Below are 24,045 nucleotides of genomic sequence, written 5' to 3'. Positions count from 1 at the left end.
GCCGAGTCTACCTTCGATTCGCCGAACGTGCTGGAGGGAAAGAAAGCGGCGCCCGGTGGACGCCGCGTGAAGACTTAGCGCTGTGCGGCGCGGATACGCTCGACCCGCTCTGCGCTGGCCGGATGGCTAGACAGGTAGGGCGTGCCGTGATCCAGCTTGCCCAGGGCGACAAACACTTGCGCCAGGTGTTCCAGTGGAATAGCGTTCTGGCGCAGCATGGCGATCGCGTAGTCGTCCGCCTCGCGCTCGACATCGCGCGAATACTTCAAGTCCAGCAGCAGCGGCGGCAAGGTCGCCACGACGGTCGACACGTCGCCGAACAGCAGCGCCGCGCCGGCGCCCACGGCCGACGTCTGGATCAGGCGGCGCGTCAGGTGGCGCTGTTGCAAATGCCCCAGTTCATGCGCCAGCACGCCCATGATGGCGTCGTCGTCCGGCATCAGTTCCACCATTTCATCGGTCAGCACGATGTCGCCCGACGGCAGGGCGAACGCGTTCGGACCGATTTTGCTCTTGCGGAAAACGATGCGGTGCTCGGGCGTGCTGTCGCCGGGCGTGGCCAGGCGCGCGAACCGGGCGCGCAAGGCTTGCTGGCGCGCGTCAGCGAGCTTGCTTGCCTCAAACACGTGTTCGTCGAGGAAATCGAGCACGCCCTGGCCCAACTGGCGCTCGACGGACTGGGGAATCGCATACGCGACCCCCTTCGCCACGACCGGCAGCAGGTACTGATAGCTGAGCCACAGGGCCAGCACGGTGGCGACCGTGGCCAGCAGGGCGCCGCGCCAGCTTTGCTGCAGCCGCACCACCCAGCCGTCGCGGTGGCCCGTGTCATGCAGCATGTCGTTGAAGGCCGCCTGGTCGGCGATCTCCAGATAGGCGCCGTCGGGAAAGCTGACCTTGCGCACGGCATGGCTGCTGCGTTCGGACACGTGCAGCTCGCCCAGCGGGGAGCTGCGCTCGATATCGCCGGCCAGCACGGCCATGCCATCGCGCACGCTGAGCGTGACGTGGTACAGGCGCGAGGTCTGGCCGTCGAAATAGCGCGCGGGCACGGGGGCCGCGCCCGGCGCGTCGTGGTCGAGCGTCATGCTACAGCGACAGGTCGAAGTCCAGCAGGTCGACCATGCCTTCGCCCGTGGCCGACACTTGCTCTCCGGTGGCGGCGACAAAGGCGTCGAGGCTGCCGTGCACCAGCATCGAAGTCGCTTCCAGGCGGTACTTCAGCCAGCGCACCTGGGCGAATGGCGAAAACAGGCCCAAGGTGACGACGATGCCCAGCAGGTTGGTCAGCATGATGAAGGTGGTGCGGCCCCACGTCAGCTGCGACTGGAACTGGTGCTGCTGCAGGCGCGTATGGTTCCAGATCAGGTTCTGGATCATGGTCAGGAACAGCGGCAGCACGATAAAGGCCCAGGCATACAGGGCAGCCACGGCGCCGAAGATGCTGCCGGCCTTGGTGACATCGTTGGCATTGGTGGCAAACGTGGCGAAGACGCTGGCGAAGACGACAAAGATCAGGACCAGGAAACCGGCCAGCAGCAGGGCGAAGAACAGCAGGTACGTCTTGTAGAAACTGCCGACCGAGGCGTCGAAGCTGAAGTTGCTGCTGCCGAAGCGGCTTTGCGTGTGCTGGAAGCGCTTCAGGCGCTGGTGCAGGAACGGCGTCATCAGGCCAGCCGTGAAGGTGTTCAGGATGGGCAGCCACAGGAAGTATTTGTAGGCTTCTTTGGCGCTGCCGTCAAAGCCGAAGCGGATGCCGCGGTAGCTGGTGTTGTACAGCTTGAATTGCAGGCTTTTCCAGACCAGCCATGGCAGCACGGCCATCATCAGCACGAGCATGATCAGGCCGATGATGGGCGAGATCTGGAAGGCGATGTTGTAGCCGCCGATCAGTACGACGGCCGCGATGCGGCCCTTCAGGATGGCCACGGCATTGCCATGGTATTCGAAGCTGCTGCCAGCCAGGTGGGTGCTGGAATAGAAATAGCGGTTGCGGCGCACCTTGGCCCAGGCGGAGTAAATGCCCAGGGTGACGATGCTCAGCAGCAGGTTGACGATCCAGATGCGGAAGTATTCGCTGCCGGTGGCGCTGAAGGTGATGGCTTCGCGCTTGGGCGTGGTGTTGTTGGTGTCGAAATCCACAGGGGGTTTCCTTACTTATTGGAAACAAAACAAGATAAGGGAAGATTGAAAAGTTATCAATTGAAAATACTGTTTTTCGCAATTTTTTTGCAGATTCCCTTGCGCCGCCCCGATCCGGCCGTCCCGGCTATACTGGAACTCAACCATCGCTTAACGGGAAAACCATGATCGTCGTCCATCATCTGAACAATTCGCGCTCGCAGCGCGTGCTCTGGCTGCTCGAGGAACTGGGCCTCGATTACGAGGTCAAGCGCTACCAGCGCGACCCGAAAACCATGCTGGCGCCAGCCTCGCTGAAGGCCGTCCATCCGCTGGGCAAGTCGCCCGTGATCACCGATGGCGCCAACACCATCGCCGAATCGGGCGCCATCATCGAGTACCTGGTCGAGCGCTACGGCAATGGCCGCTTGATCCCGGCGGCGGGCACGCCGGAGAAGCTGCGCTGGACCTACTGGCTGCATTTCGCGGAAGGCTCGGCCATGCCGCCGCTGCTGATGAAGCTGGTATTCGACAAGGTCGAATCGTCGCCGATGCCGTTTTTCGTCAAACCGATCGCGCGCGGCATCGCCAGCAAGGTCAAGAGCAGCTTCATCCTGCCCAATATCAACAGCCAGCTGGCCTACATGGAAGCGGAACTGGAGAACAGCAAATGGTTTACCGGCAATGAATTCACGGCGGCCGACATCCAGATGAGCTTTCCACTGGAAGCGGCGGCCATGCGCGGCGGACTCGACGAGCGCCTGCCAAAGCTGACGGCGTTCCTGCAGCGCATCCATGCGCGGCCTGCCTATCAGCGGGCGCTCGAACGGGGCGGGCCCTACGATTTCGCCAAGTGAGAACGCCTAACCAAACCTACTGCGCGTCGCGACTTGCGGCCTGCGATGCTCACCGTACTTGAGTACGGTTGCGCTTCTTAGCCACAATTCACTTCCGCTCGCTACGGTTTTGTTAGGCGTTGTTACGCCGCGTAAAACCTGCCAAGCGGAATTCGCGGGGAATAGTGCTTGCTCCATACGGTAAAATGATCGATTCAACCAGTATCCATTTACCGCATGGCCAGACTCCTCGCTATCGACGGCTTGAATATCGTACGCCGCGTCTACGAAGCCAGTCCTGAACCCGATTCCGACCTGAAGGCGGAGATCGCGCTGCGCCATGCGCTGTCGTCGTTCCGCACGCTCATCAACGACCACGAGCCGACGCATATCCTGCCGGCCTTCGATTTCGGCGGCCCGACCTGGCGCCACGCCCTGTATGCCGGTTACCGCGAGGGGCGCCAGCCCATGCCGCAGGTGCTGCGCGACGCCTTGCCTGGCTTCTACGCCACCCTGGCCAGCTTCGGCATGCACGTGGTCAGCATTCCCGAGGTCGAGGCCGACGACGTGATCGGCACGGCCGTCATGCGCTGGCTGCATGAGGGGCGCGGCGCGGCCGTCATCGCCACCACCGACAAGGATTTGCATGGCCTGATCGCGCACGGCGCGCTCGTGTGGGACCACTTCAAGGGCGTCTGGCACGACCACGCCTGGGTCGAGAAAAAGTTCGGCGTGCCGCCGGAACTGCTGCCCGACCTGCTGGCACTGATGGGCGACGTCACCGACAGCATTCCCGGCGTATCGAAGATCGGCCTGAAGACGGGCGCAAAACTGTTGCGCGCCTACGGCAATATCGACGCCGTGATGGCCGGCGCGGGCATTTTGCCCGGTGCGCTCGGTGAAAGCCTGCGAAAAGAGCGGGAAATACTGTATCTTTCAAGAAAGTTAGTTGCGCTCAAGACGGATGTCACGTTGGGCGTCACCTGGAACAAGCTGGTGTGGGAAAAGTAGAGCGCCCAAAAAAAACTCATGGCGTTGTTGCCTTGCCTCGTCGTACATTCGTACTGCCTTCGGCAACGCGCCTAGCCCTGAGCATTTTGATGGGCGCTCTCTGAGTGGAACTCGCAATAGAAAATCAAGCAAGGGAAGTAAATCATGATGTTAAAGACAGTCCTGATCGATAGCAGCGCCGTGGCGCGCGGCCTGCTGAACACGGTCCTGACCGATGGCGGCTACGATGTCTGCGGGCAGACGCATACGAGCGCGCTGGGGCTGGCGCTGCTGGTCAAGCACCACCCGCATTTCGTCTGCATCGCGCGCGAGCAGGTGGAAGACGGGACCAATGTGGTGCAAACCATCCGCGCCCAGTATCCGAAGACGCTCATTTTCATGGTCTCGGGCGGCATCGACGCCACCTCGCTGCAGGCGGCCCTCGCCATGGGCGTGTCGGGTTTTATCGTGAAACCGTTCATGGCCGACACGGTCCTGAAAACCGTGCGCAATACGGTGATTGCCATGGTGCGCAAGCAGCAGGCTTTGGCCGCCGCCGCGCAAGGCAATAGTTAGACGCCAGCCAGGCCCGTCGCGCTGGCGATGATGCCGCCACCGAGGCATACGTCGCCGTCGTACAGCACGGCCGACTGGCCCGGCGTGACGGCCCATTGCGCCTGGTCGAAGGCCAGGCCGAAGTGTTCATTCCCATCCGGCAGCAGCTGGCAAGCCACGTCGGCCTGGCGGTAGCGCGTCTTGGCGCTCAAGGCGCCCGCTTGCGGCGCGCTACCTGCGACCCAGCTGGCCTGGTCGGCCGTCAAGGCGGGCGACAGCAGCCACGGGTGGTCATGGCCCTGCACCACCCACAGGGTGTTGTTGGCGATATCCTTGCGCGCCACATACCAGGCGTCGCTGCTACCGTCCGCGTTCTGGTACGACTTCACGCCGCCGATGCCGATGCCCTTGCGCTGGCCCAGGGTATAAAAACTCAGGCCCACATGTTCGCCCACGGTCTTGCCGTCGGCCGTTTTCATCGGGCCCGGCTTGTACGACAGGTAGCGGTTCAAGAATTCGCGGAACGGGCGCTCGCCGATGAAACAGATGCCCGTCGAATCCTTCTTCTGCGCGTTCGGCAGCGCCAGTTTTTCAGCGATCTTGCGTACTTCCGTCTTCGGGATTTCACCGAGCGGAAACAGGGTTTTCGACAACTGCGCCTGGTTCAGCCGGTGCAGGAAGTAGCTCTGGTCCTTGCTGGCGTCGACGGCTTTGAGCAGTTCATAACGGCCCGCATCGGTCGGCGCCTGGCGCACGCGCGCATAGTGGCCGGTGGCGATCAGGTCGGCGCCCAGGGTCATGGCGTGGTCGAGGAAGGCCTTGAACTTGATTTCGGCGTTGCACAGCACGTCCGGGTTCGGCGTGCGGCCGGCCTGGTATTCGCGCAGAAAATCGGCGAACACGCGGTCCTTGTATTCGGAGGCGAAATTGACGGCTTCGATATCGACGCCGATGACGTCGGCCACGCTGGCCGCGTCGATCCAGTCCTGGCGCGTGGAGCAGTATTCCGAATCGTCGTCATCTTCCCAGTTTTTCATGAACAGGCCGATGACTTCATAGCCTTGTTCCTTCAGCATCCATGCCGCGACCGAGGAATCGACCCCGCCCGACATGCCGATAACGACTTTCTTCTTGCTCATCTTGCTTTCCAGTGTACTTTAGATAATGTTGCTATGCGCTATTGAAAACGGACGCATGCGTGTGCAGCAGGGCCAGCGGCGCGCGCCTGCCAGCCAGGTATTCGTCCACGCACTGCAGCACCAGCGGGCTGCGGTGGCGCTCCTGGCACGCGGCCAGCTCGTCGCGCGTCATCCACAAGGTGCGGATGATGCCTTCGTCCAGCGGGCGGTCATGCTCGGCGCCGGCCGTGCCGCAAAAGGTGAAGCGCAAGTAGGTCACGTCCTCGCCCGTGCGCAAGGACTGATAGCGCGACATGTACATGCCGACCAGTGCCGTGGGGATGAAATCGTAAGCCGCTTCTTCCAGCGTTTCGCGGATCACCGCCTGCTCCAGCGACTCGAACGGGTCGAGGTGGCCGGCCGGCTGGTTGATCTTGATGCCTTCGCTGGTCTCTTCTTCAATCAGTAAAAACAGGCCGTCGCGTTCGACGATGGCGGCAACGGTGACAGAGGGTTTCCAGATTCTCGGCATGATTCCATCCTTGAAAGAGCCGACATTTTATCTTGTTCTGCGCGCGCGGTTTGAAGCCGGCCTTTTGTTGCGCGGACATATTGATAAATGACAACGTTTTAGCAAATAGCGGTGGGAGGTACTTACGTCTGTCCCGGGGAGCGCACTAGCATGGGGGCTTAGTCGGCAAGAGGGTAGCAAGCGCCCGCTAATATAGGCTTTCCCTGTGGTCAAAACAAGCGCGTACGCGTGCTCGACTGTGGTGAGATTGACACACCTTTCCCACAATATGGTCGCCATACCGCATGGCGGAACAAGGATTGGTATTACGGGTAAATTAGTGTCGTACGACTAAAAGTTGCTGCTTCACAAACGTTTAACGCGCTGCTTTCCGTGTTAGATTCTAGTCAGTTTATCAATTAGCGGAGGCATCATGAGGATAGGCATACCGGCCGAAACACGGCCTGGTGAAACGCGGGTGGCGGCAACGCCCGAGACAGTCAAGAAGCTGGCAGCCAAGCATCAAGTCGTCGTGCAGTCCGGAGCGGGCCTGCAAGCCTCGATTCCCGACGACGCCTATGCCGCCGCCGGCGCGCAGATCGGCACGGCCCGGGAAGCCTATGGCTGCGCCATCGTGCTCAAGGTGCGCGCGCCCGATGCCGATGAACGGGTCCTGATGGCCAGCGGCACGGTGCTGATCGGCATGTTGAACCCGTTTGACGCCGACAATATCGCCGCCATGGCCACGGCCGGCCTGTCCGCCTTCGCCCTGGAAGCCGTGCCGCGCATCACGCGCGCGCAGTCGATGGACGTGCTGTCCTCGCAAGCCAATATCGCCGGCTACAAGGCCGTGCTGGTGGCCGCGAATACCTACCAGCGCTTCATGCCGATGCTGATGACGGCGGCCGGCACCGTCAAGGCGGCCCGCGTGCTGATCATGGGCGTGGGCGTGGCAGGACTGCAGGCGATCGCCACGGCCAAGCGCCTGGGCGCCGTCATCGAAGCGTCCGACGTGCGCCCGCCCGTCAAGGAACAAGTGGAGTCCCTGGGCGCCAAGTTCCTCGACGTGCCTTTCCTCACCGATGAAGAAAAAGAGATCGCCAAGGGTTCGGGCGGCTATGCGCGCGCCATGCCGGCCGACTGGATGCGCCGCCAGGCCGAACTCGTGCACGAACGGGCGAAACTGGCCGACATCATCATCACCACCGCGCTGATTCCCGGCCGCGCCGCGCCCGTGCTCATTTCCGAAGAAACGGTGAAAGCCATGAAACCGGGCTCCGTCATCGTTGACCTGGCCGTCGAGCAGGGCGGCAATTGCCCGCTGTCGGAACTGGGCAAGACGGTGGTCAAGCACGGCGTCTACATCGTGGGCGAGCCGAACCTGGCCACCCTGGTGGCGGCCGACGCTTCGGCCCTGTATGCGCGCAACGTGCTGGACTTCTTGAAGCTCATCATCGACAAGGACGATCAATTGCTGATCGACCGCGAGGATGAAATCATCAAGGCCAGCCTGGTTTGCGCAGGCAATGACATCCTCAGAAAATAACGCGGTGCCGGAGAGAACAACATCATGGAAATCAGTCATACCATCACCAACCTGATCATCTTCGTGCTGGCCATTTATGTCGGCTACCACGTCGTCTGGACCGTCACGCCGGCGCTGCATACGCCGCTGATGGCCGTCACCAATGCCATTTCCGCCATCATCATCGTCGGCGCCATGCTGGCGGCCGGCCTGACCGATGGACCGCTGGCGCAAGTGGCCGGCACTCTGGCCGTCGCGCTGGCCGCCGTCAACGTGTTCGGCGGCTTCCTCGTCACGCAGCGTATGCTCGAGATGTTCCGTAAAAAAGAACCGAAGGCCAAGCAAGGAGCAAAAGAATGAGTCACGCCATGAGCTTCGTCACCATGAACCTGGTGACGATGATGTACCTGATCGCCTCGGTGTGCTTCATCCAGGCCCTGAAAGGCCTGTCGTCGCCATCGACGGCGCGCCGCGGCAATGCCTTTGGCATGAGCGGCATGGCCATTGCCGCCGTCACCACCGTGGCGCTGATCCTGAAACTGAAGGAGCAGCAAACGGGCGGCATGGGCCTGACCCTCGTCATCATCGGCATCGTCACGGGCGGCGCCATCGGCGCCTACCTGGCGAAAACCGTGGAAATGACGAAGATGCCGGAACTGGTGGCGGCCATGCACTCGCTGATCGGCCTGGCGGCCGTCTGCATCGCCGTGGCGGCCGTGTCGGAACCGTGGGCCTTCAATATCGCCAAGCACGGCGAGGCGCTGCCCATCGGTAACCGCTTCGAACTGTTCATCGGCACCTTTGTCGGCGCCATCACGTTCTCCGGTTCCGTGATCGCCTTCGGCAAGCTGTCGGGCAAATACAAGTTCCGTCTGTTCCAGGGCGCGCCCGTCAGCTTCAAGGGCCAGCACATGCTCAACCTCGTGCTGGCGCTGGTGATGGTGGGACTGGGCCTGGCGTTCTGCTTCGCCGATGGCGTCGAACCGGCGTGGACGCCGTTCATCGTGATGACACTGATCGCCTTCGCGCTGGGCGTGCTGATCATCATTCCGATCGGCGGCGCCGACATGCCGGTGGTGGTGTCGATGCTCAACAGCTACTCGGGCTGGGCTGCGGCCGGCATCGGTTTTTCGCTGAATAACTCGATGCTGATCATCGCCGGTTCGCTCGTGGGATCGTCTGGCGCGATCCTGTCGTACATCATGTGCAAGGCGATGAACCGCTCGTTCTTCAACGTCATCCTTGGCGGCTTCGGCGGCGATGCGCCGGCGGCCGGCGCGGCCGGTGCGCAGGAACAGCGGCCCGTGAAATCGGGTTCGGCCGACGATGCCGCCTTCATCATGAGCAATGCGGAAACCGTCATCATCGTGCCCGGCTACGGCCTGGCCGTGGCGCGCGCGCAGCACTCGCTGAAGGAACTGGTGGAAAAGCTCACGCACAAGGGCATCACCGTCAAGTATGCGATCCACCCCGTGGCGGGGCGCATGCCGGGCCACATGAACGTGCTGCTGGCCGAGGCGGAAGTGCCGTACGACCAGGTCTTCGAGATGGAGGACATCAACGGCGAATTCGGCCAGACGGACGTGGTGCTGGTGCTGGGCGCGAACGACGTCGTCAACCCGGCGGCGAAAGATCCGAAATCGCCGATCGCCGGCATGCCGATCCTGGAAGCGTATAAAGCCAAGAGCATCATCGTCAACAAGCGTTCGATGGCGTCCGGCTATGCGGGCCTGGACAACGACCTGTTCTACCAGCCGAACACGATGATGGTGTTTGGCGATGCGAAGAAGGTGATCGAGGATATGCTCAAGGCCGTCGAATAAACGCTGTTTGCTGCGACCGCACGGCCCGCCTTGCGCGGGCCGTTTTTATTGGGCCGCCACGACCTTGTTGCGGCCCTGGTGCTTGGCCGCGTACAGGGCCTTGTCGGCATCGGACATGGCCGCATCCAGGGTGGCGCCGGCCGTCAGGGACGCCACGCCGATGCTGATGGTCACCTGCAGTTCGCCGCCATCGGGCAACGGCGTGATGGCGGCGGCCACGGCGGCGCGGATGCGTTCGGCCACCCTATGCGCCTGCTGCAGGCTGGCGTCGGGGAACAGCAGGCCGAATTCCTCGCCACCGAGGCGCGCCGCCACGTCGGTGATGCGTCCCGTGTCGCGCAGCGCCTGCGCCACCGTGCGCAGTACGGCGTCGCCTACGGCATGGCCGTAGCGGTCGTTGATCTTCTTGAAATGGTCGAGGTCGGCCACGCCCACGGTCAGGGCGGCGCCGCTGCGCGCCGCGCGCGCCATCGCCTGCTCGGCTTGCGCTTCATACGCGCGCCGGTTCGGCAGCGACGTCAGCGCATCGTGCAGCGCCTGCTGTTCCAGCTGCGCCAGCAGGCTGGCGTTCTTTGCCGCCAGTTCGCGCCGTTCGCGCACGTCGAGCAAGAAGGCGCCGAAATAGCGGATGCCGTCGACCACGCCCAGGTCCATCGCCTTCATTTCGATGGGGATCATCTGCGTGTCGCGGTGGCGGATGGCGAATTCGCGTATCTTGCCCAGCACGCTGGACGTGCGCGAGCTGCGGATGTAATTGATCACGTGATTGTCGTGCTGCGCGCCGACGGCGTCGGGCAGCAAGCCGTTCAAAGTCTGGCCCAGCAATTCCCCGCTCGCATAGCCCGACAATGCCTGCATGGCGCCATTGATATAGCGGATGCGGCAATGCTCGTCGATGATGATGACGGCGTCGAGGGCGTCTTCCAGCAGGCGGGAAAAGAGCACTTCGGGAAGAGCGGCAGGCGGTGCTGCGGGCAATACATCTGTCATGGAACGGTCGCCAAAAGCCAGGTGACAGCCATTGTCGCATCCGCGGGCCGTTTATTCCATGCCGGATATGTTCCCTGTTTCTTTTTTGCCCCAGCTCTTTCCTTATTGTTAAGCCTTATCGGCGGCCGTACATCATCAGCCCAGCCAATGCCTTGCGTGCAGGGGAAAATACGTCCAGCAAACCCAGCGACAGGCCCAGCAAGCCTTGCGTGGGAGCGCTGCCCGTGAAGATGCGCGCCATGGTGTCGGTGACGCGCACGGTCAGCCCCCGGTCGGTCTGGCGCAGGCTGGCGTAGCGTTCCAGCCCGGCCGGACTGCCATCCTGCGCCAGCACGCGGGCCAGCACGGCGGCGTCGCGCAAGCCCAGGTTCAAGCCCTGTCCCGCCACCGGGTGCAGGGTTTGCGCCGCATTGCCGATGGCGACCGTGCGCGCCGTGCCGTTCGCCTGCGCGTTCAGGCCCAGCGGATAGGCCAGGCGCGCCGTCGTGTGCGTAAAGCGTCCCAGGCGGCTGCCGAAGGCGGCGCCCAGACGGGCCAGAAAGGCTGCGTCGTCCAGCGCCAGCAATTGCTCGGCGCGCGTGGGCGGCACGCACCACACGAGCGCGTAGCCATCGTCCTGCGGCAGCAGGGCCAGCGGACCTTCGTCGGTGAAGCGCTCATATGCGCGGTGTACGATGGGGCTGCTTGTGCGCACATGGGCGATGATGGCGCTTTGGCCATAGTCGCGGCTGACGGCCCGTTCCGGCTGCTGGCCGAACAGGCCGCCCTCGGCTTGCACCAGCAGGCTGGCGCGCAAGCTCGACGCGGCGCCCGCCTGGTCGATCTGCACGCTCACGCCATCGGCGTCTTCCACGCTGCCCGTCACCAGCGCCGGGCGCAGGCTGGCCACGCCGAGGCGCTCGCACACGTCGGCCAGCGCGCTGACGACGGCGCCGTAACGGGCCACGTGGCCGAGCGCCTCGACGCCATGTTCGCTGCGGTCCATCAGGCTGCGCCCGAACTGGCCGCGGCGCGAGACGTGGATTTGATGGATCGGTGTCGCTTCCACGGGCCAGGCGCCCGCTTCCTCGAGAATCTGGCGGCTGCCGTGCGACAGGGCGATGGTGCGCGGATCGCGCCTCGCTTGTTCGATGGATTTGGCGTCGAGCAGGACGATGCCGGCGGCGCGGCTGCCGCGCTGTACCAGCAGGGCGGCCAGCGCCATGCCGACGGGGCCGGCGCCGCAGATGGCGAGATCGAAAGTGGGCGGTGTATGCATGCGGCGGCGTTAATCCTGTGACATCAGTTGTTCGATTTCAGCGACGCTCTTGGGCGCCGTGCTGAAGACTTCATGGCCTTGCGGCGTGACCAGCACATCGTCTTCGATGCGGATGCCCGTATGCCAGAACTGCTCCGGCACGCCCGCGCCGGGGCGCACATAGATGCCCGGTTCCACCGTCAGCACCATGCCCGCTTCGAGCGCGCGCCACGGCTTGCCGGGGGTATCCGTGTCGCGGTAGGCGCCCACGTCGTGCACGTCCATGCCCAGCCAGTGGCTGGTGCCGTGCATGTAGAAGGGCATATAGCTCTTGTCGGCGATGACGTCCTGCACACCGCCGCTTTTTTGCCGGTCCAGCAAACCGAGGTCCAGCATGCCCTGCGCCAGCACCTGCACGGCCGCTTCGTGGATGGCGCTGTGCGGCAAGCCGGGGCGCACCATGTCCAGCGACGCTTGCTGCGCGGCCAGCACCAGTTCATACAGCGCCCGCTGCGGGCCGCTGAAACGGCCGTTGACGGGCCAGGTACGCGTGATGTCCGAGGCGTAGCCATCGAGTTCGCAGCCGGCGTCGATCAATACCAGCTCGCCGTCTTGCAGGACCGCGTTATTGGCGCTGTAGTGCAGGATGCAGGCGTTGTCGCCGCCGGCCACGATGGAGGAATACGCGGGGAACTGCGCGCCGCTGCGCCGGAATTCGTACAGCAGCTCCGCTTCGAGCGCATATTCGTGCATGCCGGGACGCGTGGCGCGCATGGCGCGCACGTGGGCGGCGCTGGAAATGGCGGCCGCGCGGCGCATCAGGTTTTGTTCTTCCGTGTCTTTCAGCAGGCGCATGGCGTCGAGCATGCCATGGATGTCATGCGCGATGGCGGGCGCCGTGACGCCGCTGCGGGCCTTTTGCCGCACGTTGTGCCGCCAGAGCTTCACTTGTGCATCGAGGCTGCCGCCCAGCGCATGGTAGATGGCGGGGGCGTCGGCCAGCAGGCGTGTCATTTCCACGTCGAGTTCCTCGATGGGGAAGGCGCTGTCAAAACCGAAGCTGGCGCGGGCCGCTTCGGGGCCGTGGCGGAAACCGTCCCAGATTTCGCGCTCCGTGTTCTTGGCGCGGCAAAACAGGATGGCGCGCGCGGGCGCCGTGGCGCTGGCGGCCACCAGGGCCACGGCGCTGTCGGGTTCCGTGAAACCGCTCAGGTAATAGAAATAGCTGTCGTGGCGATATGGATAATCGCAATCGCTGTTGCGCGGCACTTCGGGCGCCGTGGCGAGGATGGCGACGCTGCCCGGCAGCATCTGCGCCAGTAGCGCCGCGCGCCGTGCCGCGTAATTGGCCATCATGCCGCAGGCGCCTTCGCTGCCACGCCATTGAGCGTGTCGAGCTGTGCCGGCGTGCCCACATTGGTCCACTCGCCGGTATAGACTTCACCGCCCACGCGGCCCTGGTCCGCATACCGGCGCAGCAAATCGCCGAGTTTGGCGTGGCTGCCGGGCGCGATGCCGTCGAACATTTCAGGACGGTACACGCCGATATTGGCGAAGGTCCACCTGGTGTCGTCCGTATTGTTGATCGCGAACAAGGTCAGGCCGAAGTCGCCCTTCGGGTGGAAGTCGGGATTGGGCACCAGATAGGCCCAGGCGATATCGCGCTGGTCGGCCGGGTACGGCGTGCCCAGCACGTCCTTGTCGGCCAGCACGTCGAGCACCTGCTTGAAATCGAAATACGGGCAATAGATGTCGCCGGAAATGGCGAGGAACGGTTCCTCGCCCAGCAAGTGGCGCGCCTGGGCGATGCCGCCCGCCGTTTCCAGCGGCGTGGTCTCGGGCGAATACGCGATGTGCGCGCCGTACGCGCTGCCGTCGCCCAGGGTTTCCTCGATCAGATGACCCAGGTGCGAATGGTTGATGACGATGTCCGTGATACCGGCGCGCACCAGGTTCAGCACATGCCAGACGATCAGCGGACGGCCGCGCACTTTCAGCAGCGGTTTGGGACAGGTATCGGTAAGCGGACGCATCCGTTCACCGCGGCCTGCGGCAAAGATCATGGCTTTCATGGAATACTCGTTTTCTGATTCATTGTAAATTGCTCTGAAGTGATCAGAAGGTGTAACCGACTTGCGGCGTTTTGTTCTCGAGGGCGTCCAGCAAACGCACGAGCGGCTTGAGTTCCGTGTAGCGGTTGGCTGTCTTGCGCACGTAATCGAGCACGGTTGGCAGGTCGCCCATGTACAGATCCTTGCCGTCGCGGTAATTCAGGCGCGCGAACAGACCGAGGATCTTCAGGTGGCGCTGCAGGGCCGTGAATTCGAAATCGCGGTAGAAGGCGTCGATGTCGGGATTGACTGGCAAGCCCAGCTGCTTGGCGCGCTGCCAGTAGCGGATCACCCAGTCGAGCACCAGTTCTTCATCCCATTGGATATACGCGTCGCGCAGCAGCGAGGCGATGTCGTAGGTGACGGGGCCGAAAACGGCGTCCTGGAAGTCGAGGATGCCGGGATTCGGGATGGAACCATCGTTGATGTGCATCAAATTGCGCGAATGGTAGTCGCGGTGCATGAATACTTGCTGCTGCGACAAGATGTTCGCCGTGATGGCTTCGAATACCTTGTCCAGCTGGGTTTGTTGCACATCCGTCAAGGTGGCGCCCAGGTGCTTGCCGATAAACCATTCCGGGAACAGATTCATTTCGCGCAGGATGAAGGCACGGTCGAATTCGGGCAAGACGTCCGGTTGGCTGGCCAGCTGGATTTTCATCAACGATTCCAGCGCTTCTGCGTACAGCACGCTGGCGTTGTCGTGGTTCAGGGCGTCGAGATACGTGGTCGTGCCCAAGTCAGAAAGCAGCAGGAAGCCCTGCTCCAGGTCTTGCGCGATGATTTCTGGCACGGACACGCCGGCGCCCTTCAGAAAGCCGGCCACCTTGACAAAGGCGGGCACGTTTTCGCGCTCGGGCGGCGCATCCATGGCGATCAGTGTACTTCCTGGCAATGTTGTGTTGCCTGGCAGCACATCGAGACGGTAGTAGCGGCGGAAGCTGGCATCGCTGGAAGCGGGGCGGGCGGATTCGGGCGCGACAAGGTTAAGCGAGGTCAACCAGGCTTTCAACAGGGGCAGGCGAGCGTCGGCGGAGGCCGGCGCGGTGGAGGAATTGGGGGAGAATGACATTAAGCGGCCTGTGGAATCGGGTTGATGGTGCAGATTCCCATATAATAAGGGATTCAAATCAAAAAATCGCCTGTCAATGGTGCTTGCCCCTTCCAATTCATGAGCTGGTTTTCGGCCTCCCCCCCTTCGCAGCGCTGGGCTTTCGCCATCAGCGCGCTCGTCGCCGCCACGACGGTGCCTGTCCACGCCCAGAAAGCACCGCGTCCCGTGCATGTGGAAGATCCCGACGCGCCCACCGTCATGACGGCGAACAGCATGAACGGACGACCGGAAAGAGAGATCAATCTCGACCAGAATGTCGTGATTGAGCGCGGAAAAACCACAAAAATGACGGCCGATACAGCTTGTTACAAACAAGTTGAAGATCAGTTCGACGCCGAGGGCCATATCAAGATGTGGCGTTTCGGCGATTACTACACGGGCGACGTCCTGAAGCTGAACATGGAGACCGGCAAGGGTTTCCTGCTCAACCCGACCTATCGCTTCGAAGTGGGCGGCGGCCAGGGCAAGGCCGAGCGCGTCGACTTCATCAATCCAGACGAAGCCACTGTGATCGACGGCACGTACAGTACCTGCGAAGGGCCGAATCCGGACTGGTACCTGAAATCGAGCACCTTGAACCTCGATACGGGCCGCGACGTGGGCACCGGCAGCAAGACCATCATCTATTTCAAGGACGTGCCGATCCTGGGCACGCCGGGCATTTCGTTTTCGCTGTCGGGTGCGCGCCGCTCGGGCTGGCTGGCGCCCACGCCAGGCTTTGCCTCGAAGAACGGCTTCGAGCTGCTGATGCCGTATTACGTGAACATCGCGCCGAACCGCGACCTGACCCTGTTCCCGCGCTACATCCAGCGGCGCGGCATCCAGCTCGGTGCGACGGGCCGCTACATGGGCGAGACGGATGCCGGCTTGTATGGCGGTGAAACGTCGTTTGAATTCTTGCCTAACGACAAGCAAACCAAGACCAACCGCTACATGATCAAGTCCAAGCATGAGCAGGCGCTGGCCAAGGGCTGGACTTACAGCTGGGATCTGCGCGAGGCGTCGGACAATAATTACCCGAACGATTTCTCGAAAACCGTCGCCTCCGCCACCGAGCGCCAGTTGCTGCGCGAATTGCGCACCGATTACCGCACCGAGGACTGGAGCCTGACGGCACGCGTGCAGAATTACCAGGTGCTGCAGGATCCCGATCCCAATGTGGTCGTGCCACGCCCGTATGACCGCTTGCCGGCGGTGAACTTCCACGCAGGCAAATACGACGTCTGGGGCGGTTTCGACTGGACCTTCGACGCGGAAGCGACGCGCTTCGCGCATCCGACCCTGGTGCAAGGCTCGCGCCTCGTGGCCGTGCCGCAGGTGAGTTTCCCCATCATGCGCCCTGGCTACTTCATCACGCCCAAGCTGATGCTCAATGCCAGCGCGTATCAACTCGACAATGACGCTCGGACCAAGGCGCTGTTTAAGGACACCTCGTTTACGCGCGCCGTGCCGACCTTCTCGGTCGACAGCGGCCTGGTGTTTGAACGCGACACGAATCTGTTTGGCGCCAAGGGTGGCACGCAAACCCTGGAGCCGCGCCTGTTCTACGTCTACACGCCGTACCGCGACCAGTCGCAGTTCCCGAACTTCGATACGGCCGATGGCACGTTCAACCTGACACAGATCTTCACGGAAAACCGTTTTGTCGGCAGCGACCGCATCGGCGACGCCAACCAGGTCACGGCCGCCGTCGTCTCGCGCTTCCTGCAATCGGACGGCACGGAGCGCATGCGCCTGACTTTCGGCCAGCGTTTCTATTTTGCCGACCAGCGCGTGCAGCTCAATTCGACGACGCCCGTCAACCAGTCGCGTTCGGATATCCTGCTGGCCGCAACGGGCCGCGTGTCCGAGACTTGGACCGCCGACAGCCTGTTGCAGTACAATCCCAGCGATCGCCGCCTGATGAGCTACAACTACACCTTGCAATATCAGCCAGGGCCGAAGAAGGTATTGAATTTCAGTAACCGTTTTCAGCGTGACGTCCTGCGCAATGCGGAAGTGTCGACGCAATGGCCGTTGACGGACCGGCTGTATGGCGTCGGCCGCATCAGTTACTCCATCAAGGATCGCAGCATGCTGGAAAGCCTGGTCGGCCTGGAATACAAGGGCGACTGCTGGGTGTTCCGCATGGGCGCGCAGCGTTTCGTGACGACGACCAAGACTGTCTCGACGCCGATCTTCTTCCAGCTGGAATTGACAGGCTTGTCGAATGGTCTGGGCCTGGGTGCGAATGGCCTGGAAACTTTTACAAAAACCATCCCTGGTTACCAGACATTGAGCCAGCCACTCCGTTAAGATAGGCTCCGTTGCCGCCGCCGGTGTTCCCGGCGCTGGCACAAACCGGTTTTTTTATTCACCTGAACTCATGAGCGCTCTACACATTATGCGTAATGCCAGTATGCACCAACTCAAAATTGCAACGGTTTTGTTGTGCGCCATTTCCGGCGCCACGACCAGTAGTGTCTGGGCGCAACAGGCTGCGCCAGCTCCTGCGGCCAAGCCCGCTGCCGCTGCCCCAGCGCCAGTCAAGGGATTCACTCCCCCCGCGTCGAGCAGTGGCCAGACCATCGATTCCATCGCCGTCGTCGTCAATGACGATGTGATTACGCGCAATGAAGTGGCGGCCCGTATCAAGAGCGTGGAGCAGCGCATGAAGGCGCAGAACGTGCCCTTGCCCGATCCTGCCGACCTGCGTCGTCAATTGCTCGAGCGCATGATTGTCGAGCGCGCACAAATGCAGCTGGCCAAGGAAATGGGCGTCCGCGTGGATGACCTGACCTTGGACCGCGCGATTGGCCGTATTGCTGAACAGCAAAAGATGACGGTGCAAGAGCTGCGCAACCAGATGGAAAAGGAAGGCACGCCGTTTGCGACCTTCCGCGAAGAAATCCGCGATGAAATCATCATGCAGCGCTTGCGCGAGCACGAAGTCGACGCGAAGATCCAGATTTCCGATTCCGAAGTGGATAACTTCCTGGAAGCGGAAAAGGCGGCCGCCAGCGAACAGGTGGAGCTGAACCTGGCGCAAATTCTCGTGCGCATCCCGGAAAACTCGAGCCCTGAACAAATCGCCGCACGCCGCGCGCGCGCCGAAGAAGTCAGCCGCCAGCTGCGCACGGGCGCCGATTTCGCCAAGATGGCCGCCAGCTATTCCGACGCCAGCGATGCACTGAGCGGCGGCGATATCGGCTGGCGCAATAGCGACCGCCTGCCGCCCCTGTTCACGGAGCAATTGCTGAAATTGAAGCCGGGCCAGATCACGCCTATCATCAAGAGCAACACTGGCTTCCATATCCTGAAACTGGTGGACCGCCGCAGCGCTGCCGAGGCGCAAGCCGTCGCCGCCGTGCAGCAGACGCATGCCCGCCACATCCTGCTGAAAGTGACGCCGACCCTGTCGGCGGCCGAAGCCAAGCGTAAATTGCTGGAGCTGAAAGAGCGTCTCGACAACAAGGCTGCCAAGTTCGAAGACCTGGCCCGTTTGTTCTCGAACGACGGCTCCGCGGCCAAGGGCGGCGACCTGGGCTGGCTGTATCCAGGCGACACCGTGCCGGAATTCGAAACGGCGATGAATGCGCTGAAACCGGGCGAGGTGAGCGAACCGATCGAATCGAGCTTTGGCTTCCACCTGATCGAAGTGCTGGAACGCAAGAGCGATGACGTCTCGAAAGAGAAGCAGCGCGCTGCCGCACGCAACGCCTTGCGCGAACGCAAGCTGGAAGAAGCGACGGAAAACTGGGCGCGCGAAGTGCGCGACCGTGCCTACGTCGAATTCCGCGCGGACGACCAGTAATGCCGCTGACTGATTGCGCATGAGTAACTTGCCTGTTGCCCGCCGCCCGGCCATCGCCATTACCTGTGGTGAACCGGCCGGTGTCGGCCCGGAAATTTCGATCCGCGCCGCCTGGGCCATGCGGCATGAGGTCAACTGCATCCTGCTGGGCGACGCCGCCTTCCTGGCGCTGACGGCCAGCCTGATCGACCCGGACATCCGTCTGGCGGCGCTGTCGCTGCAAGCCGTGCGCAACAGCGGCTTGCCCCAGTTCGGACCCGGCCGCCTGGCCGTGATCGATATTCCCACCGTGAACAATGTCATTCCCGGCGTGCTGGACAAGGAAAACGGGCGTTCCGTGCTCGCCACCCTGGACGCGGCCGTGGAAGGCATCGAAGCCGGCTGGTTTGGCGCCATGGTCACGGCGCCCTTGCAAAAGAGCACGATCAACGACGCCGGCGTGGCTTTTTCCGGCCATACGGAATACCTGGCAGAAAAAACCGGCACGCCGCAAGTGGTGATGATGCTGGCCGGTGAACCCGGCCATGGCGAACCGACCCTGCGCGTGGCGCTGGCCACCACGCATCTGCCGTTGAAGGACGTGTCCGCTGCCATCACCATGGACAGCCTGGCCGTCACCCTCGATATCCTCCAGTCGGACCTGCAACGGAAATTCGGCATCGCCGCGCCGCGCATTCTCGTCACCGGCCTGAACCCGCACGCGGGCGAGGGCGGTTATCTGGGACGCGAGGAAATCGATGTCATCGCTCCGGCGATTGCCGCGGCGCAAGCGCGCGGCATCGATGCGCGCGGACCGTACCCGGCCGACACCCTGTTCCAGCACAAATACCTGGCCGATGCCGACTGCGTGCTGGCCATGTACCACGACCAGGGCTTGCCCGTGCTGAAATACGCGACCTTCGGGCGCGGCATCAATATCACCCTGGGCTTGCCGTTGATACGCACCTCGGTCGACCATGGCACGGCGCTGGACCTGGCCGCGCAAGGGCTGGGGCTGGCCGACGGCCACAGCATGGAGCAAGCGCTGCAAACGGCGCTCGACATGTTGCGCGCCAGCACCCCGACCAGAGCATAGAGCGTAGGTCGGGTTAGCCGGCACGGCGTAACCCGACGCTGCCTGCTCAACCGATTCCGCCGGCCTGTGCCGGCTTTACCGCATTAATAGAAAACACATTATGAAACACGTTGCCCGCAAACGCTTTGGCCAGAACTTCCTGCATGACCGCTTCGTCCTCGACGACATCACGGCCGCCATCGGGCCGCAGCCGGACGATGCCATGGTTGAGATCGGCCCCGGCCTGGGCGCCATGACGGAGCAGCTGCTGCGCCATCTGAAGCAGATGCACGTGGTCGAGCTGGACCGCGACCTGATCGTGCGCCTGGAAAAGACGTTCAATCCGGCCAAGCTGACGATCCATTCGGGCGACGCGCTGAAATTCGATTTCGCGCAAATCCCCGTGCCGGCCGGCCAGAAGCTGCGCATCGTGGGCAACTTGCCGTACAACATTTCCAGCCCGCTGCTGTTCCACCTGGCGGACTTCGCGCCGCTGGTGCAGGACCAGCATTTCATGCTGCAAAAGGAAGTGGTCGAACGCATGGTGGCCGAGCCGGGCAGCAAGGCGTATGGCCGCCTGTCCGTGATGCTGCAGTGGCGCTACAAGATGTCGCTGCTGTTCATCGTGCCGCCGACGGCCTTCGATCCGCCGCCGAAAGTGGAATCGGCCATCGTGCGCATGATCCCCGTGGCCGAGCGTCTGGCTTGCGACCAGGCCACCCTGGAAGCCGTCGTCATGAAGGCCTTCTCGCAGCGCCGCAAGGTGATCCGCAACTGCCTGGCCGGGATGTTTACGGAAGAGCAGATCAAGGCGGCCGGCATCGACCCGACCTTGCGTCCGGAAACCGTGGGGCTGGAGCAGTATGTGGCTTTGGCGAACTTGCTGAAGGCACCTGCTTAAGTATTAACTTAAAACCACTGGTCGACCTGCTGCAAATCCTGCCGCAGCGCTGAAAAACAGTCGTCCACGTGGTGGTTGCGGCTGATTTCATTGCGCCGCATCAGGGCGATCTTGCGCTTGCACGTGGGTTGGCGCAGCGGCGCCACGTGCAGGTCCTCGTCGTTGAGGAAGGTCGTGTACAGGCTGGGCATGATGCCCACGGCGATGCCGGCGCGTACCACGCCGTACAGCGATTCGCTGTGGATCATCTGGTACAGGCTCGACGGGCTCAAGCCATGCTGGCGCAGCGCGCTCGAGGCGAACTCCCAGATGCTGCCCTTGGTGAACACGACGATTTCCTGGCCCGCCAGCTGGTCCCAGCGCACTTCCTTGAGCGGCGCCAGCGCATGGCGTCCCGCCGTCACCAGCACCAGCTCGTCTTCGAACAGGCCCACGCTTTCCAGCGACACGGAACCGGGCACTTCGATGCCCACGCAAAAGTCCAGCTGGCCCGAATGCAGCGCGTGCAGCAAGCCATCGTTGGGCATGTCCGACAGGACGATTTCCACTTCATCGCCATGCTGCTCGCAGTACCGCGCCACCACCACGGCCGTCATCGCCATGGCCGACGGGATGGCGCCGATGCGGATGCGGTGCCGGCCGCTGCCGATGGCGCGCTGGATATCGGCAAAGGTATTGCTCGCCGTATTCAATAAATGCGTGGCGTAGTCGAGCGCCAGCTTGCCTTCGCGTGTCAATTCCAGCTGGTGGGTTGTGCGGTTAAACAACTTTTTTCCCAGTTGGTTTTCCAGCAGCTTGATCGATGCGCTGAGGGCCGGCTGGGTCACGCACAATTCCTGTGCGGCCTTGCTGAAGCTGTTTACCCGGGCTAGGGTGGCAAACGCTTGCAAATGTCGTAAGGAAATTTTCTTGCTCAGTTCATGCATGGGTTTGCTTATTAGAAAAAGTAATGGATTTATAAAAATAAACAAATTTTCTTATCCTGCAATTTACCATATTCTGGACTGGTCCTTACTTGTCTCGAAGGCAACAATCTTCAGAGAAGCGCTTGCCAGGCGGCGCCGATACTCGCGGCAGCACGCCATGCAAGGGATGCATCAATAAAATAATTCCAAAAAAACTCAGGGTTTATTCTTTTTAGGGTGGCGGCGATGAACAAATGGATGACGGGAACGATGGTGGTGGGGGGCTTGCTGGCGGCGCATGGCGTGGCGCAGGCGCAAAGCAGCGTGCAAGTGTATGGCTTGCTGTCGGCCGGTATCGGCTATGTATCGGATGAAGGCAAGGGCAGCCGCACGCATGCGCTGAGCGGCACGAATCAGAATCCCCGCATCGGTTTCCGCGGCCAGGAAGACCTGGGCAACGGCACCAAGGCCGTCTTCGTGCTGGAGAACGGTTTTAACGTCATGACGGGCACGGCCTCGCAAAGCGGCCGTCTGTTCGGCCGCCAGTCGTATGTGGGGCTGTCCAGCAACGACAAGGGTACGCTCACCCTTGGCCGCCAGTACGAAGCCGTCAAGGATCTGCTGGGACCTGTGGTCATCGCCAGTAACGGCGTGCACATCGGCGACAACGACAATGGCTACAACAACCTGCGCGTGCAAAACGCCGTCAAGTATGTGAGCCCGAACATCAGCAACCTGTCGTTCACGGGCTTGTACGGCTTCAGCGAAAACCCGGAAGACTCGAACCGCAACCGCGTCTACAGCATGGGCGCCGGCTACAAGGTCGACGCCTTCAGCTGGGCCGTCGCCTACACCAAGATGGACCGTCCGAACAGCCCCGATGCGCCGAATGGCGCCATCGGCAATGACTATGGCAGCTCCTTGTTGATCTTCAACAAGAGCGCCGTCAGCGGCGCCGGCGTGAATGACCAGGCCATCGCCGGCACGGGAGGCTTTTATAATGTCGGCAAGACCAAGTTTGGCGCGCTGTACACCAACGTGCGCTACCACTACCTGGATCAAAGCAATCTGACCTTGCAAAACGTGGACTTGAACGTGAACCACAAGCTGACGGAAGCGTTGAACCTGGGCGCCTCGTATTTCTTTACCACCGGTAAATATGACGTGATCAACAAGACGCCGAAATGGCATCAGGTCAACTTCCAGGCCGATTACTTCCTGTCCAAGCGCACCGATGTCGCCATCACCTGGAGCTACCAGAAAGCGGCCGGCGATGCGACGTTCGCCCGCGTGTTCGGCTTTGGCGCCTCGGGCGGCAAGACGCAAAGCGTCCTGATCGCCGGCATGCGGCATTATTTCTGACTCTGATTCATCTTTACAGGCGCTGTCCCGCAGCGCCGTCCCCTGAAAGGAAGCATCTTGAAAAAGCACCTCATGTTGGCGTTGAGCCTAGGCTTGCTGGCTAACGCCGCCCACGCGGAAAAACGCGAGCTGGTCATTTCGGCCTACCCGATTGCCCAGCCCTTGTTCATGAAGTATGTGTACGAGCCGTTCAAGGCCAAATGCGGTTGCGATATCAAGGTGGAAACGGGGAATAACGCGGACCGCATCGCCAAGCTGGTGGTGCACGCCAAGAACCCGGTGATCGACCTGGTGCTGCTGTCCGATTCCGGCATGCTGGAAGCGGCGCAGAAGGGCGTCATCCAGCCCATGGATTACTCCAAGCTGAGCAATTACAAAGCCCTGTACGACGTGGCGAAAAACCCCATCGGCGGCAACTACGCCGTCGGCTACACGCTGTACTCCGTGGGCCTGGTGTACCGCAGCGACAAGATTGCCCCGCTGACGTCGTGGAAAGACCTGTGGCGCCCCGAACTGAAGGGCCGCGTGGCCTTCCCCGACGTGAGCACCACGCAGGGCCCGCTGATGCTGCGCATGGCCGATGCGGCCTGGGGCGGCAAGACGGACGACTACGCGACCGGCTTTGCGAAGATCGTCGGCATGAAGGGCAACGTCGTCACGTTCTCGAAAAACAGCGCGCAGCTGGCCGCGCTGTTCGCCCAGGATGAAATCTGGGCCGCGCCCGTGGCGCGCTTTACGTGGTCGCAAATGCTCAAGACGGGCCTGCCCCTGAAATGGAGCATCCCGGCCGAAGGCCAGGCGGCCGGCATGAACGTGATGGGCATCGTCGCCGGTTCGAAGAATGCGGACCTGGCCTACCAGCTGATGGATTTCTGGCTGTCCAAGGAAGTGCAGACGCAGCTGGCGACCAATCTGGTTGACTCGCCCGTCAACAAGGACGTGCGCCTGTCCGTGGCGGCCGCGCAATTCAATACCTATGGCGCCGACCAGATCAATTCGCTGAAATTCGTCAAGCCGGAAACCATCATCAAACAGCGCAGCAACTGGATGACGCAGTGGAACAAGGCCATGAGCAAATAGTGGTGACGAGGAGAGAACA

22 protein-coding genes are annotated in these 24,045 nt (G+C 62.2%); 12 read left to right on the top strand and 10 right to left on the bottom strand.

Annotated features, from left to right (window positions below):
* Nucleotides 1-74 precede the first annotated feature (74 nt).
* Together V3C40_RS09820 and V3C40_RS09815 are read right to left on the bottom strand one after the other, a co-directional pair.
* On the bottom strand, nucleotides 75-1,088 hold the full coding sequence (locus tag V3C40_RS09820; protein ID WP_331777295.1) for a M48 family metallopeptidase: 1,014 nt from the start codon (nucleotides 1,086-1,088) through the stop codon (nucleotides 75-77).
* A gap of 1 nt (nucleotide 1,089) precedes the next feature.
* Entirely contained in the window at nucleotides 1,090-2,142 is a 1,053-nt protein-coding gene (locus V3C40_RS09815) for a YjgN family protein (protein ID WP_331777294.1), read from the bottom strand.
* 164 nt (nucleotides 2,143-2,306) lie between these two features.
* Here V3C40_RS09815 and V3C40_RS09810 point away from each other — a divergent pair, with 164 nt between their 5' ends.
* From V3C40_RS09810 to V3C40_RS09800, 3 genes are all read left to right on the top strand, one after another.
* Nucleotides 2,307-2,978, top strand: coding sequence for a glutathione S-transferase family protein (locus V3C40_RS09810; protein ID WP_034745630.1), 672 nt, complete (start codon nucleotides 2,307-2,309; stop codon nucleotides 2,976-2,978).
* Nucleotides 2,979-3,194: 216 nt separating this feature from the next.
* A complete protein-coding gene (locus V3C40_RS09805) occupies nucleotides 3,195-3,968 on the top strand; it encodes a 5'-3' exonuclease (RefSeq protein WP_034778849.1) in 774 nt (257 codons plus the stop codon).
* Nucleotides 3,969-4,115: 147 nt separating this feature from the next.
* A complete protein-coding gene (locus V3C40_RS09800; RefSeq protein ID WP_070303021.1) occupies nucleotides 4,116-4,523 on the top strand; it encodes a response regulator in 408 nt (135 codons plus the stop codon).
* Here V3C40_RS09800 and mnmA read toward each other — a convergent pair.
* Both mnmA and V3C40_RS09790 read right to left on the bottom strand, forming a co-directional pair.
* Nucleotides 4,520-5,641 (bottom strand): tRNA 2-thiouridine(34) synthase MnmA, encoded by a 1,122-nt coding sequence (mnmA, locus tag V3C40_RS09795; protein ID WP_331777293.1) that lies wholly within the window; start codon nucleotides 5,639-5,641, stop codon nucleotides 4,520-4,522. The genes V3C40_RS09800 and mnmA overlap by 4 nt on opposite strands.
* 31 nt (nucleotides 5,642-5,672) lie before the next feature.
* On the bottom strand, nucleotides 5,673-6,152 hold the full coding sequence (locus V3C40_RS09790; protein WP_034745637.1) for an NUDIX hydrolase: 480 nt from the start codon (nucleotides 6,150-6,152) through the stop codon (nucleotides 5,673-5,675).
* 412 nt (nucleotides 6,153-6,564) lie between these two features.
* On the opposite strand from V3C40_RS09790, the gene V3C40_RS09785 reads away from it, so the two are divergent.
* From V3C40_RS09785 to V3C40_RS09775, 3 genes are read left to right on the top strand one after another with little or no spacing between them, the layout of a single operon-like run.
* Entirely contained in the window at nucleotides 6,565-7,677 is a 1,113-nt protein-coding gene (locus V3C40_RS09785) for a Re/Si-specific NAD(P)(+) transhydrogenase subunit alpha (protein ID WP_331777292.1), read from the top strand.
* A 24-nt stretch (nucleotides 7,678-7,701) separates the two neighbouring features.
* A complete protein-coding gene (locus tag V3C40_RS09780) occupies nucleotides 7,702-8,016 on the top strand; it encodes an NAD(P) transhydrogenase subunit alpha (RefSeq protein WP_034745644.1) in 315 nt (104 codons plus the stop codon).
* 8 nt (nucleotides 8,017-8,024) lie between these two features.
* Nucleotides 8,025-9,479 (top strand): NAD(P)(+) transhydrogenase (Re/Si-specific) subunit beta, encoded by a 1,455-nt coding sequence (locus V3C40_RS09775; RefSeq protein ID WP_092712002.1) that lies wholly within the window; start codon nucleotides 8,025-8,027, stop codon nucleotides 9,477-9,479.
* Nucleotides 9,480-9,524: 45 nt separating this feature from the next.
* On the opposite strand, the gene V3C40_RS09770 is transcribed toward V3C40_RS09775, so the two are convergent.
* From V3C40_RS09770 to V3C40_RS09750, 5 genes are all read right to left on the bottom strand, one after another.
* Nucleotides 9,525-10,469 (bottom strand): GGDEF domain-containing protein, encoded by a 945-nt coding sequence (locus tag V3C40_RS09770; protein WP_081368390.1) that lies wholly within the window; start codon nucleotides 10,467-10,469, stop codon nucleotides 9,525-9,527.
* Nucleotides 10,470-10,584: 115 nt separating this feature from the next.
* Nucleotides 10,585-11,727 carry a UbiH/UbiF/VisC/COQ6 family ubiquinone biosynthesis hydroxylase gene (locus V3C40_RS09765; protein ID WP_331777291.1) on the bottom strand — a complete coding sequence of 381 codons (1,143 nt, stop codon included), beginning with the start codon at nucleotides 11,725-11,727 and terminating at the stop codon, nucleotides 10,585-10,587.
* A gap of 9 nt (nucleotides 11,728-11,736) precedes the next feature.
* Nucleotides 11,737-13,059 carry a Xaa-Pro aminopeptidase gene (gene pepP, locus V3C40_RS09760; protein ID WP_331777350.1) on the bottom strand — a complete coding sequence of 441 codons (1,323 nt, stop codon included), beginning with the start codon at nucleotides 13,057-13,059 and terminating at the stop codon, nucleotides 11,737-11,739.
* Nucleotides 13,059-13,778 (bottom strand): N-acetylmuramate alpha-1-phosphate uridylyltransferase MurU, encoded by a 720-nt coding sequence (murU, locus tag V3C40_RS09755; protein WP_331777290.1) that lies wholly within the window; start codon nucleotides 13,776-13,778, stop codon nucleotides 13,059-13,061. Before murU ends, pepP begins: the two co-directional genes overlap by 1 nt.
* 43 nt (nucleotides 13,779-13,821) lie before the next feature.
* Nucleotides 13,822-14,889 (bottom strand): aminoglycoside phosphotransferase family protein, encoded by a 1,068-nt coding sequence (locus V3C40_RS09750; RefSeq protein ID WP_331777289.1) that lies wholly within the window; start codon nucleotides 14,887-14,889, stop codon nucleotides 13,822-13,824.
* A 99-nt stretch (nucleotides 14,890-14,988) separates the two neighbouring features.
* Here V3C40_RS09750 and V3C40_RS09745 point away from each other — a divergent pair, with 99 nt between their 5' ends.
* The 4 genes from V3C40_RS09745 to rsmA all read left to right on the top strand — a co-directional run bounded on the left by V3C40_RS09745 (nucleotide 14,989) and on the right by rsmA (nucleotide 20,679).
* Nucleotides 14,989-17,226 (top strand): LPS-assembly protein LptD, encoded by a 2,238-nt coding sequence (locus V3C40_RS09745; RefSeq protein ID WP_070302867.1) that lies wholly within the window; start codon nucleotides 14,989-14,991, stop codon nucleotides 17,224-17,226.
* A 103-nt stretch (nucleotides 17,227-17,329) separates the two neighbouring features.
* Complete coding sequence (locus V3C40_RS09740) at nucleotides 17,330-18,724, top strand: peptidylprolyl isomerase (protein WP_254671579.1); 1,395 nt, start codon at nucleotides 17,330-17,332, stop codon at nucleotides 18,722-18,724.
* A gap of 19 nt (nucleotides 18,725-18,743) precedes the next feature.
* Nucleotides 18,744-19,799: a 4-hydroxythreonine-4-phosphate dehydrogenase PdxA gene (gene pdxA, locus V3C40_RS09735; RefSeq protein WP_331777288.1), complete on the top strand. Its 1,056-nt coding sequence runs from the start codon at nucleotides 18,744-18,746 to the stop codon at nucleotides 19,797-19,799.
* A gap of 100 nt (nucleotides 19,800-19,899) precedes the next feature.
* Complete coding sequence (gene rsmA, locus V3C40_RS09730; RefSeq protein WP_034745667.1) at nucleotides 19,900-20,679, top strand: 16S rRNA (adenine(1518)-N(6)/adenine(1519)-N(6))-dimethyltransferase RsmA; 780 nt, start codon at nucleotides 19,900-19,902, stop codon at nucleotides 20,677-20,679.
* A gap of 8 nt (nucleotides 20,680-20,687) precedes the next feature.
* Here rsmA and V3C40_RS09725 read toward each other — a convergent pair whose 3' ends face one another.
* The gene (locus tag V3C40_RS09725; protein WP_034745670.1) at nucleotides 20,688-21,605 is read right to left on the bottom strand and encodes a LysR family transcriptional regulator; all 918 of its coding nucleotides are present in this window, start codon (nucleotides 21,603-21,605) and stop codon (nucleotides 20,688-20,690) included.
* A 225-nt stretch (nucleotides 21,606-21,830) separates the two neighbouring features.
* Here V3C40_RS09725 and V3C40_RS09720 point away from each other — a divergent pair, with 225 nt between their 5' ends.
* Both V3C40_RS09720 and V3C40_RS09715 read left to right on the top strand, forming a co-directional pair.
* Nucleotides 21,831-22,946 (top strand): porin, encoded by a 1,116-nt coding sequence (locus V3C40_RS09720; RefSeq protein ID WP_331777287.1) that lies wholly within the window; start codon nucleotides 21,831-21,833, stop codon nucleotides 22,944-22,946.
* 57 nt (nucleotides 22,947-23,003) lie between these two features.
* Nucleotides 23,004-24,026 carry an ABC transporter substrate-binding protein gene (locus tag V3C40_RS09715; RefSeq protein WP_034745676.1) on the top strand — a complete coding sequence of 341 codons (1,023 nt, stop codon included), beginning with the start codon at nucleotides 23,004-23,006 and terminating at the stop codon, nucleotides 24,024-24,026.
* Nucleotides 24,027-24,045 lie beyond the last annotated feature (19 nt).

The organism is Janthinobacterium sp. LS2A (assembly GCF_036543145.1).
In the GTDB taxonomy this organism is placed as follows: domain Bacteria; phylum Pseudomonadota; class Gammaproteobacteria; order Burkholderiales; family Burkholderiaceae_D; genus Janthinobacterium; species Janthinobacterium aestuarii.
This window is presented reverse-complemented; position numbering and strand designations above follow the sequence as displayed.